General features: G+C 75.9%; 8 protein-coding genes (2 of these 8 running past the window's edge). 5 read left to right on the top strand and 3 right to left on the bottom strand.

What is annotated here, in order from left to right; translation table 11 throughout:
* A protein-coding gene (locus tag BGO37_RS07745; RefSeq protein WP_291753666.1) for an MFS transporter crosses the window boundary here: on the top strand, positions 1–1,063 show its 3' portion. The gene continues 215 nt to the left of window position 1, outside the view; only the last 1,063 of its 1,278 coding nucleotides appear in the window; the start codon falls outside the window, past its left edge; its stop codon occupies positions 1,061–1,063.
* Positions 1,064–1,256: 193 nt separating this feature from the next.
* Here the strand turns inward: BGO37_RS07745 and BGO37_RS07740 are convergent, their stop codons facing one another.
* The gene (locus BGO37_RS07740) at positions 1,257–2,501 is read right to left on the bottom strand and encodes an MFS transporter (protein WP_291753664.1); all 1,245 of its coding nucleotides are present in this window, start codon (positions 2,499–2,501) and stop codon (positions 1,257–1,259) included.
* 213 nt (positions 2,502–2,714) lie between these two features.
* Positions 2,715–4,388, bottom strand: a complete 1,674-nt coding sequence (gene pgm / locus BGO37_RS07735; RefSeq protein WP_291753663.1) for a phosphoglucomutase (alpha-D-glucose-1,6-bisphosphate-dependent) — start codon at positions 4,386–4,388, stop codon at positions 2,715–2,717.
* Between the two features lie 258 nt (positions 4,389–4,646).
* On the opposite strand from pgm, the gene BGO37_RS07730 reads away from it, so the two are divergent.
* The 3 genes from BGO37_RS07730 (at position 4,647) to pheA (ending at position 7,810) form a co-directional block, all read left to right on the top strand.
* Positions 4,647–5,462 carry a DUF5926 family protein gene (locus BGO37_RS07730; protein ID WP_291753660.1) on the top strand — a complete coding sequence of 272 codons (816 nt, stop codon included), beginning with the start codon at positions 4,647–4,649 and terminating at the stop codon, positions 5,460–5,462.
* 68 nt (positions 5,463–5,530) lie between these two features.
* Positions 5,531–6,589, top strand: a complete 1,059-nt coding sequence (locus BGO37_RS07725; RefSeq protein WP_367188092.1) for a glycosyltransferase family 2 protein — start codon at positions 5,531–5,533, stop codon at positions 6,587–6,589.
* Between the two features lie 261 nt (positions 6,590–6,850).
* Positions 6,851–7,810: a prephenate dehydratase gene (gene pheA, locus BGO37_RS07720; protein ID WP_291753659.1), complete on the top strand. Its 960-nt coding sequence runs from the start codon at positions 6,851–6,853 to the stop codon at positions 7,808–7,810.
* An 8-nt stretch (positions 7,811–7,818) separates the two neighbouring features.
* Here pheA and BGO37_RS07715 read toward each other — a convergent pair whose 3' ends face one another.
* A complete protein-coding gene (locus tag BGO37_RS07715; RefSeq protein ID WP_291753656.1) occupies positions 7,819–8,940 on the bottom strand; it encodes a diacylglycerol kinase family protein in 1,122 nt (373 codons plus the stop codon).
* A gap of 65 nt (positions 8,941–9,005) precedes the next feature.
* Here BGO37_RS07715 and serS point away from each other — a divergent pair, with 65 nt between their 5' ends.
* Positions 9,006–9,289 carry the start of a serine--tRNA ligase gene (gene serS / locus BGO37_RS07710; protein WP_291753655.1) on the top strand. Its footprint extends 994 nt past the window's final position, so 284 of the gene's 1,278 nt are visible here — the first part of the coding sequence; the start codon lies at positions 9,006–9,008; its stop codon lies beyond the right edge, outside the window.

Here is a 9,289-nt window from a genome sequence, read left to right as displayed (position 1 = left end):
GATCGTCGACCACTACGACCGCCGCAAGGTCGCGCTCGTCTCGGCGGTGGTCAGCTGGGTCGCGACGCTCGGGCTCCTGGCCCAGGCGCTGGCGCACAACCGGCACGTGTGGCTGCTCTTCGTGCTGGTGGCGGTGCAGTCGGGCGCGGGCGCCGTCAACAGCCCGGCGCGCTCGGCCATCTACCCGCGCCTGCTCGAGCCGCGGCTCATGCCGGCCGCCAACGCGCTGCAGACGCTCGCATTCAACGTCGCCCTCACCGGCGGTCCGCTGCTCGGCGCCGTCCTCGTCGCGGGGGTCGGCTACCCGGCGGCCTACGGGCTGGACGCAGCGCTGTTCACGTTCGCGCTCACGGCGCTGTGGCGGCTCCCGTCGATCCCGCCCGAGGGCACGCTCACCTCGACGGCAGGCCTGCGCTCGGTGCTCGACGGCCTGCGCTACCTCGGCTCCCGCCCCAACGTGCGCAACACGTTCGTCGTGGACCTCATCGCGATGATCACGGCGCTGCCGCGCGTCATCTTCCCCGCGGTCGGCGTGCTCATCCTCGGCGGCGGCGCCACGACGACCGGCGCCCTCACCGCGGCGATCGCGGTGGGCGGGATCCTCGCGGGGGTCTTCTCGGGCGGGCTGACGCGGGTGCGGTGGCAGGGGCAGGTGATCGTGTGGGCGATCACCGGCTGGGGCCTGTCCGTGCTCGTCTTCGGCCTGGTGCTGGTCGGGGCGGGCCGCACGTCACCGGCGCACGTGCTGTGGCCGGCGCTCGTCGCCGCGCTCGTCGTGCTGGCGGTCGCCGGCGCGTGCGACACCGTCAGCTCGGTCTTCCGGCAGACGATCCTGCAGACCGCCGCGCCCGACGAGATGCGCGGCCGGCTGCAGGGCGTCTTCACCGTCGTCGTGGCCGGCGGCCCCCGCCTGGGCGATCTCTGGGTCGGCACGCTGTCGTCCCGGGTGGGCGAGGCGTGGGCGGCGACGGCCGGCGGCGCGCTGTGCGTGGTGCTGCTCTGGCTCGTCGTGCGCGCGCAGCGCCACTTCTGGCACTACGACGCCCACAACCCTCAGCCGTAGCCCGCACGACGAGCCCGGCGACCCGCCGCACGACGAGTCCCGGCCGCGGACACGAGGCCGCACGACGACGTCATGCGCGGCCCGACCGGCGCCGCCGCAGGCCGCCGTCGAGCCCGGCGACCCGCCGCGCGACGCCGCCGCAGGCCGCCGTCGAGCCCGGCGACCCGCCGCGCGACGCCGCCGCGCCAGGGGCTCAGGGCTCGGTGGTCGCCGCGGCGACGGGCGCCGCGACCTCGTCGTGCGCCGGACGCCCCCCGGCCCGCCGCAGCGCGGGGTAGGCGAGCGCGACCAAGGCCACGACGCTCAGCGCGACCGCGACGATGAGCTGGAAGCCGCCGTGCGAGCCGGCGTCGTCGATCCGCGCGCCGGCCGCGGCCGACCCGACCGACGCGCCGAACGTGATCGCCGTCCCGATCCACGTCAGCCCCTCGGTGAGCCGGGAGGCGGGGATGAGCTCCTGCATGAGCCCGTTCCCGGCGATGATCGACGGGGAGATGGCGAAGCCGACGACGAACATCGTCCCGGCCAGCGCGCCGAGGCTGCTCACCAGGAGGAACAGGCACACGCCGAGCGCCAGCAGCACCACGGCGGTGGCGAACCGCCGCGCCTGGCTGGCCCGCCAGTGGCGCGCGCCGTAGAGGAAGCCGGACGTCATCGACCCGGCGGCGAACACTGCCAGCACGGCACCCGCCGTCGACTTGTGGCCCTGCTCCGCCGCGAACGCGACCGTCGCGACGTCGGTGGCGCCGAAGATGACGCCCGTCCCCACGAACGCGACGAGCAGCAGCGCCACGCCGCGCAGGCGCAGCACGCTGCCGCCGCGATGACCCGGCCCGTGCGCGGTGACGGGCGGCTCGGTGCGGCGCTGCGCGACGAACCACGCGCCGCCGACGACCACGGCCGCGCACGGCACGAGGAAGCCGAGCTGCGGCACGGCGCTGGTCGCCAGCACCGTGGCGAGCACCGGTCCCACGACGAAGACGAGCTCGTCGAGCGCCGACTCCAGGGAGAACGCGGTGTGCACCAGCCGCGGCTCGTCGGCCAGCGCGTGCGACCACCGGGTGCGGACCAGCGCGCCCACGTTGCCGCCGCACCCGCCGAGCACGGCGCCCGCGTACAGCCAGGCGGGGTGCGCGTGGGCGGTCGTGGCGACGGCCAGCCCGACGAGCCCGACACAGCTCGTGGCCAGCGCGGGCCGCATCACCTTGGCCTGGCCGTGCCGGTCCACCAGGCGCGCGATCCACGGTCCGGTGGCGGCCACCGTCACGACCAGGGCGGCTGACACCCGGCCGGCGAGGCCGTAGGAGCCGTAGCGCGCGCTGACGACGAGGACGATCGCGATGCCCACCGTGGCCATGGGCACGCGCGCGATGAGGGCCGCGGCGCTGAACGCGACCGCGCCGGGGCGCGTGAAGAGGTCGCGGTACGGGCGCAGCATCGGGCCATCGTCGCATCGCCGCGGCGCGGGATCGAATCGTTTTGACCCGCGCCGCCGCCCGGATGGTCGCGCGTCCTCGTCGAGCGCCGTGCTTGTGCGTCGAGCGCCACCGAAACTTCCCTGGCGCTCGGCGAACGCCTGTGACGGTCGGCGTCAGCCGGCGAACGCCTGTGACGGTCGGCGTCAGCCGGCGAACGCCTGTGACGGTCGGCGTCAGCCGGCGAGGGCCGCGGCGACCACCTGCTTCGCCTCGTCCTGCACCTGCGCGAGGTGCTCGGGCGAGACGAACGACTCGGCGTAGATCTTGTAGACGTCCTCGGTCCCGGAGGGCCGTGCGGCGAACCACGCGTCCTTCGTCGTCACCTTGAGCCCGCCGATCGCGGCGCCGTTGCCCGGCGCCTGCGTCAGCCGCGCGGTGATCTCCTGGCCGGCGAGCGTCGTGGCGGTCACCTGCGAGGGGGAGAGCGCCGCCAGCGTCGCCTTCTCCTCGCGCGTGGCGGCGGCGTCGACGCGGGCGTACCAGGACTGCCCGAACTCGGCGACGAGGTCCGCGTGGATCTGCGACGGGGTGGTCCCGGTGGTGGCGAGGATCTCCGAGGCGAGCAGCGCGGCGATGATGCCGTCCTTGTCGGTGGTCCACACGGAGCCGTCCCGGCGCAGGAACGATGCCCCTGCGGACTCCTCCCCGCCGAACCCGACGGAGCCGTCGACGAGCCCGGGCACGAACCACTTGAACCCCACCGGCACCTCGAGCAGCCGCCGGCCGAGCTTGCCGGCCACGCGGTCGATGAGGGACGACGAGACCAGCGTCTTGCCGATCGCGGTCCCGGGCTGCCAGCCGGGGCGGGCGGCGCCGTAGAGGTAGGAGATCGCCGCGGCGAGGTAGTGGTTGGGGTTCATGAGCCCGGCGTCCGGCGTGACGATCCCGTGCCGGTCGGAGTCGGCGTCGTTGCCGGTGGCGATGTCGAACGGCGCGTCGCCGCTCATGCGGCTGACCAGCGACGCCATGGCGTAGGGCGACGAGCAGTCCATGCGGATCTTGCCGTCCCAGTCGAGCGTCATGAACGCCCAGCGCGGGTCGACCGTCGGGTTCACGACGGTCAGGTCGAGGTCGTAGTGCTCGCCGACCTCGGCCCAGTACTCCACCGAGGCGCCGCCGAGCGGGTCGGCACCGATCCGCACACCCGCGGCCCGGATCGCCTCGACGTCGACGACGTGCTCGAGGTCGGCCACGTACGCGGAGAGGTAGTCGTGCTTCCTCGTCGTGCCCGCCGCGAGCGCCTGCTCCAGCGACACCCGCGGCACCTGCCGCCAGCCGCCGCCGAGCAGCACGTTGGCGCGCCGGGCGATCCAGCTCGTCGCGTCGGTGTCGGCCGGTCCGCCGTGGGGCGGGTTGTACTTGAAGCCGCCGTCGCGCGGCGGGTTGTGGCTCGGCGTGACGACGATGCCGTCGGCCAGCCCGGGACCCTGCGTGCGCACGCCCTGCGACGTGCCGGCGCCGTTGTGGGTGAGGATCGCGTGCGACACCGCGGGGGTCGGCGTCCATGAGTCGCGGGCGTCGATGCGGACCTCGACCCCGGCCGCCGCGAGCACCTCGAGCGCCGACCGCCACGCCGGCTCGGACAGCCCGTGGGTGTCGCGCCCGATGAACAACGGTCCGTCCGTCCCCTGCGCCCGCCGGTACTCGACGATCGCCGCGGTGATGGCGACGATGTGCGCCTCGTTGAACGCCGTGTCGAACGACGAGCCGCGGTGGCCGCTCGTGCCGAAGACGACCTGCTGCAGCGGGTCGGCCGGGTCCGGCACCCGGTCGTAGTACGCGCCCACCAGGGCGTCGACGTCGATGAGGTCCTCGGGGAGGGCGGGGGTTCCGGCACGCGGATGCATGGCCCGATCCTCCCGCACGGACCCCGGCCGCGCCCACCCCCGCCGGTGCACCGCCCAGGCCGCACCACCCCCGCCGGTGCACCGCCCAGGCCGCACCACCCCCGCCGGTGCACCGCCCAGGCCGCACCACCCCGGCCCGGCGCCCCGGCCGCCCCGGACCCGCCGCCCCGGCCCACCACCCCCACCCGCCGACCCCCCCGCCGGCCCGCCCACTCCCGCCGCACGTGGCACCGCGCGACGGTCGGTAGGGTGCGCGGCATGGCTATCGACTACGTCGCCCGCCCGTTCGAGGGCTTGCCGGGCGAGACCGACTGGGTCGCGATGCGCGAGCTCGTCCCGGCGGCCACCGCCACGGTGCGCACGACGAAGGAGCACGGCGCGCGCGACGTCCTCGTCACGACGTCGCTGCCGGACGCCTGGCCCGCGCTGCACCGCCAGGACGACGTGGTGCTGCTCGCCCTGCAGACGCGCAGCTCGTCGGGCGACGCGAGCCGGGACCTCGCGGCCGTGCTGCTCCAGGCGCTCGACGCCGAGCCGGGGACGCCGGTCCAGACCCTCGGCCTGCCGACGCCCGGGCCGCGCCTGCAGGACGTGCTCGACCTGGACGCTCCGTTCGAGATCGAGCTGCAGACCAGCTTCGGCTACTGGCTCGACGAGTCGACCGAGCAGACCGCGCAGGTCAAGGCCGCTCTCGAGGAGGCCGACGCCTCGATCATCCCGACCACCAAGCTGGCGTCCGTCGAGTCGGCGTACTGGGTGCGGATGGCCGGGCGGGAGTTCGTGCGCTGGGTGCAGCCGCTCGACGAGCAGGTGGCGCTCGACGGGCTCGCGCGCCTGCACGCCCGGCGCGAGTCCGGCTTCGCGGGCCACAAGTTCGTGGGGTACTTCCGCGCGTGCGGGCTCGTCGTGCCGGTGTGGGAGCTGGCGCGGGGGACGGAGGCCGAGGAGGTCGACGCCGACATCGCCACCTTCGCACCCGCCTTCGCGGCGGCGGTGGCCGACGACACTCCGCTCGACCCTGCCGCCCGCCGGGCCCGCGCCGGTCTCGTCGCCCGCCAGGTGACCCTGCGCTGAGCCGGGGTAAACGGCGGGCCGCGACTCGGCACAGGCAGGACAAAGGCTGCCGCTTATAGGCTTGACCTGTGCCGCGTCCCTTCCGCGCCCTCGGCGTCGAGCGCGACACGTCCGTGCCCGCCTCCGGGCAGGCGCCCGACGAGGCCACGCGGCCCGCCGACGCGGCCGCGGAGCCCGACCACGGGGCCGACGAGGTCGCGGAGGCTGCCGATGAGGAGGCGCTGCGCGCCGAGGGCTCGTCGTCGGTCCCGTCCGTCGGCGGAACGCGTGCCGCGGCCTCCGGCGCCCCTTCGTCGTCGGACGCCGAATCGGCACCAGCCGGCCCTGCGGCCCCCGGCGCGTCCCCTGCGCCGGCGGGGCCCTCGGCGCCTCGGTCGTCGCGCGACCGGGCGCGCGTGGCCGCGATCATCCCGGCCAAGGACGAGGCCCGACGCATCGCCGCCACGGTGCGCGCCGTGCGGGCGATCCCCGGGGTCGACCTCATCCTCGTCGTCGACGACGGCTCGGAGGACGACACCCAGCACGCCGCCCGGGAGGCCGGGGCGGTGGTCGTGCGGCACTCGCACAACCGCGGCCGCGCCGCCGCCCTCGAGACGGGTGCCGCCGTCGTGGCGATGCGCGACGTCCCGGGCCGACCCCCCCGGTCGCTGCTGCTCCTGGCCGCGGACCTCGCCGAGGCCGCGGTCAACGTGGCGCCCCTCATCCCGCCGATCTTCGCCGGCACCGCCGACATGACGGTCGCGCTGCTCCCGCCCGCGCCCACGGGTCGCGGCATGGTGGTGGGCGCCGCCCGCCGCGCGATCGCCCAGCTCACCGGCTGGACGCCGGACGCGCCCCTGTCCCCGCTGCGGTGCCTCACCCGCGCCGCCTTCGAGGCGGCCACGCCGCTGGCGCACGGCGCCGGCATCGAGCCGGCGATGACGATCGACCTGCTGCGGCGAGGGTTCCGCGTGCTCGAGGTGCCGATCGAGCTGCGGCACCACCCGGCCGGCGGGGCGCTGCGCAACCAGGTCCGGCGGGTCGCCGGCGCCCGTGACGTCGAGCTGGCGATCAACGCCCGCCGGATGGGCGCCGCCGCCGACGCCGTGCGCGACCGCCTCGCGCCCCCCGCGCGCCGCGGCCGCTGACCCCTCTCATCGCGCGTCGCCAACAGGCAGTGCCGCCCCTGGGGTGCCGCTGACCGACCCCTCCCGTCGCGCGCCGCGGCGCCGCCAGGCACTGCCGCCCGTCGGGTGCGGCCGGCCAACCCCGCTCACCGCGCGCCGCGGCCGCCGACTCCCGCTCGCCGGGCGCCGGCCGCACCTGGGCCCGGCGACCGATCGGGCCGACCGGACCGGCGAGCCAGCCGCTACCCTGCCGACAACCGCCCGCCGCACCCTGGAGGATCGATGAGCGCCCGCCTGCGCTACGCCTACCTCGGCCCGGCCGGGACGTTCACCGAGGCGGCGCTGCTGCAGGTCGTGGGTTCCGACGACGCCGAGCTGCTGCCGCAGACCGACGTCGGCTCGGCGATCGGCGCCGTCCGCTCGGGCGCGGCGGACCACGCGGTCGTGGCGATCGAGAGCACGGCCGAGGGCGGCGTGACGGCCACCCTGGACGCGCTCGCCGCGGGGGAGCCCCTCGTGATCCTGCGCGAGATGCTCGTGCCGGTGCAGTTCACGCTGGCGGCCGCGCCGGGCGTGGCCCTGCGCGACGTGCACCGCATCGGCGCCCACCCCCACGCCTGGGTGCAGTGCCGCACGTGGTTGGCGAACCATCTGCCGGGCGCGGTCCACGTCCCCGCGACGAGCAACACCGCGCCGGCGGCCCTCCTTGCCGAGCGCATCGCGGATCCCGGCCTGCCGGCGCCGGCCTTCGACGCCGCCCTCGTGCCCCCGCCCGCGGTCACCCGGTACGGCCTGTCGGCCCTGGCCAGCGACGTGTCCGACAACCCCTCGGCGCAGACGCGGTTCGTCCTCGTCGGCCACCCGGGCGTGGTCCCCGCGCCGACCGGCAAGGACAAGACGACCCTCGTCGTGCACCTGCCGGACAACGAGTCGGGCGCGCTCATGAACATGCTCGAGCAGTTCGCCGTCCGCGGGGTCAACCTGTCGCGGATCGAGTCGCGGCCCATCGGCGACGCCCTCGGCCGGTACTCCTTCTCGCTCGACGTCGAGGGGCACATCCACGACGAGCGGATCGGCGAGGCCGTCATGGGCCTGCGCCGGCGCTGCCCCTACGTGCGGTTCCTCGGGTCCTACCCGCGCGCGGACGCGGTCGCCCCGACGGTGCACGTCGGCACGTCCGACTCGGACTTCGTCGCCGCGCGCAGCTGGCTCGAGGCGCTGCGCCACGGCGACGCCACGTAGCGGTCGCCTCAGGTCCGCGGCGGGGCGACCCGTACGACGAGCGCACCCGGGTCCACCCGGGCGGACAGCTGCTTCGCCCGGCCGACCGACTCGCCGTCCACCTGCACCTGCTCGCCGCCGACGATCTGCACCGTCACCTGCCGGGCGCGCACGTGGTCGATGCGCCCGATCTTCGCCGGCAGGTCGTTGCGCACGCCGATGCGCTGCAGCATCACCTCGCCGAGCAGCTGCGCCCAGCCGGCGACGCCGCCGCGGGCGTCGAGCGCCGCGAGGTCCAGCCAGCCGTCGTCGATCCGGGCGTCGGGCAGCAGCGTGATCCCCCCGGGGAGCCGGCCGACGTTGCCGACCAGCAGCGAGCGCCCTCGCACCTCGATCCAGTCGCGGTCGTCGACCTTGACCTTGACCCGCAGCCGGCGCCCGTGGAGGTGGCGCACGGCGGCGACGAAGTAGGCGATCCAGCCGACGCGTGCCTTGAGCTGCTCGTCGGCGTCGGCCACCATCGCCGCGTCGACGCCCACCCCGCCGATGACGAGGAACACGTTCTCGTCGTGCGCGCCCTCGGGTGGCTCCGCGTCCGCCCACCGGTCGACGGTGAGGCGGCCGACGTCGATCGTCCTGTTCAGCCCGTCGAGCGCGATCGCCAGCGCGCTGGGCCCGTTGCCGATCGGCAGATCGAGGTTGCGCGCCAGCAGGTTGCCCGTGCCCTGCGGCAGCAGCCCCATCGGCACCGCGCTGTGCGCCAGCGCCTCGGCCACGGCGCGCACCGTGCCGTCGCCGCCCGCGGCGATGACGAGGTGCGCCCCGGCCTCCAGCGCCTGCCGCGCCTGCCCGACGCCCGGGTCGTCGGGCGTGGTCTCCAGCCACAGCGGCTCCGGCCAGCCGCGGCCCGCGATCGTCGTGGTGACGAGCTCGCGCAGCGCCGGCGTGCCCGGCTTGGTCGGGTTGACGACGACCGCCACGAGCGTGTCGGGACCGCCCGACCCGGGGGGCTGCTCCTCGACGACCGGGACCCCCGCGATGTCGAGGCGCGTGCGCAGCTGCCGCTGGCGGCGCGCGACCCAGATGCCGATGCCGATGCCCACCGCCGCGAGCACGGCAGCCCCCACGGCGACCCAGGCCTGCCAGGTCATGCCAGGGAATCTACGGCCCCACCTGGGGGTCGGCGCGTCCGTCTGTCGGTGGATAGGCTCGAGCCGTGATCGACCTGCGTCTCTTGCGCTCCGAGCCCGACGTCGTCCGCGCCTCCCAGACCGCCCGTGGCGACGACCCGCACCTGGTCGACCAGATCCTCGACGCCGACGCGCGCCGGCGCAGCGCCCTCACGGGATTCGAGCAGGCCCGTGCCTCGCAGAAGGCGCTCGGCAAGGACGTCGCCGCCGCGACCGGCGACGAGAAGCAGCACCTGCTCACGAAGGCCCGGCAGCTGGCCGAGGAGGTCAAGGCCCTGCAGACCGAGGCCGACGAGTCCGAGCGGCGGGC

The organism is Cellulomonas sp. 73-92, assembly GCF_001898175.1.
In the GTDB taxonomy this organism is placed as follows: domain Bacteria; phylum Actinomycetota; class Actinomycetes; order Actinomycetales; family Cellulomonadaceae; genus Cellulomonas.
This window is presented reverse-complemented; position numbering and strand designations above follow the sequence as displayed.

Excerpts from the sequence above, each read along its gene's own strand:
- BGO37_RS07740 (WP_291753664.1), bottom strand. The coding sequence starts at position 2,501 with ATGCTGCGCCCGTACCGCGACCTCTTCACGCGCCCCGGCGCGGTCGCG.
- pgm (WP_291753663.1), bottom strand. The coding sequence starts at position 4,388 with ATGCATCCGCGTGCCGGAACCCCCGCCCTCCCCGAGGACCTCATCGAC.
- BGO37_RS07730 (WP_291753660.1), top strand. The coding sequence starts at position 4,647 with ATGGCTATCGACTACGTCGCCCGCCCGTTCGAGGGCTTGCCGGGCGAG.
- pheA (WP_291753659.1), top strand. The coding sequence starts at position 6,851 with ATGAGCGCCCGCCTGCGCTACGCCTACCTCGGCCCGGCCGGGACGTTC.
- BGO37_RS07715 (WP_291753656.1), bottom strand. The coding sequence starts at position 8,940 with ATGACCTGGCAGGCCTGGGTCGCCGTGGGGGCTGCCGTGCTCGCGGCG.